The sequence below is a fragment of the Rhizobacter sp. P1_G5 genome (assembly GCF_056405435.1).
Genome location: NZ_JBFUCB010001067.1, coordinates 1 through 1,008, shown reverse-complemented (window position 1 = coordinate 1,008; position 1,008 = coordinate 1). Strand labels below are relative to the sequence as shown.

Sequence of the window (1,008 nt, the reverse complement as noted above, 5' to 3'; positions counted from 1 at the left end):
CTTCAAGGTGGGGCAGCGCGACATGAACAAGTACGCCGCCGACATCGCCGCCATCCGCCAGGCCGATGCGAGCAAGGCGATCCTCACCTGCCACGACGAGTACCTGCTGGCGTCGATGGTGCAAGGCGTGGACGGCGCGCTGGTGGGCTTTGCGACCTTCATCCCGAGCCTGATCAACGACCTGTGGGAAGCCGTGAAGGCCGGCGACCTGAAGCGGGCCGTCGCGGTGCAGGCCGTCATCACGCCGCTGAAGGATGCCGTCTACGGCGGCGGCGAACCGACCGGCGAGGCGCATGCGCGCATGAAGATGGGGATGTACCTGGCCGGYGTGCTSGACTCGCCGACCGTGCGCCCGCCCACCGAGGCRCCGAACGATGCCGAGATGGCCGCGCTGCGTGCAGCRGTSGCCCAGGCCGGYCTGCTCAAGCGCTGAGGAGACCGACATGAACCGCCAACACTTCCTCCTTTGCGCCGCTGCCGCCGCACTGCTCGGCCTGGGAGCCGGCGCCCGCGCCGAACCCTGGCCCGCCAAGCCGATCACGATGGTCATCCCCTTCCCGCCCGGCGGCACGCTCGACGTGGTGGGCCGTCTTCTGGCCCAGAAACTCGGCCAGCAACTCGGCCAGACGGTGATCGTCGACAACCGCGCGGGCGGTGCCGGCACCATCGGCGCCTCGGCGGTGGCCCGCGCACCGGGCGACGGCTACACGCTGCTGTTCAGCGCGTCGACCTTCACCACCACGCCGATGACGCAGAAGACCGCGGCCTACGACGTGGTCAAGGATTTTGCGCCGGTGGCGCTGGTGGCCAAGGCGCCGCTGGCGATCGCCGTCAACAAGAACCTGCCGTTCAACGACGTCAAGGGCCTGCTGACCTACGCACGCGCCCACCCGGGCAAGCTGACCTTCGCGATCGGCTCGACCGGGTCGGCCGGGCACCTGAGCACCGAGATGCTGCGCCGCGCCGGCCAGATGGAATACCTCATCGTGCCCTACAAGGGGTCCGCAC

At 69.6% G+C, this 1,008-nt stretch carries 2 protein-coding genes; both read left to right on the top strand.

Annotated elements, in window-relative coordinates; translation table 11 throughout:
- Positions 1 to 433, top strand: a 433-nt coding sequence (locus AC1D12_RS34045) for a dihydrodipicolinate synthase family protein (RefSeq protein ID WP_477845482.1), incomplete at its 5' end; no start/stop codon positions are given.
- A 10-nt stretch (positions 434 to 443) separates the two neighbouring features.
- Positions 444 to 1,008: Bug family tripartite tricarboxylate transporter substrate binding protein (locus AC1D12_RS34040; RefSeq protein WP_477845481.1), on the top strand; the 565-nt coding region annotated here is incomplete at its 3' end.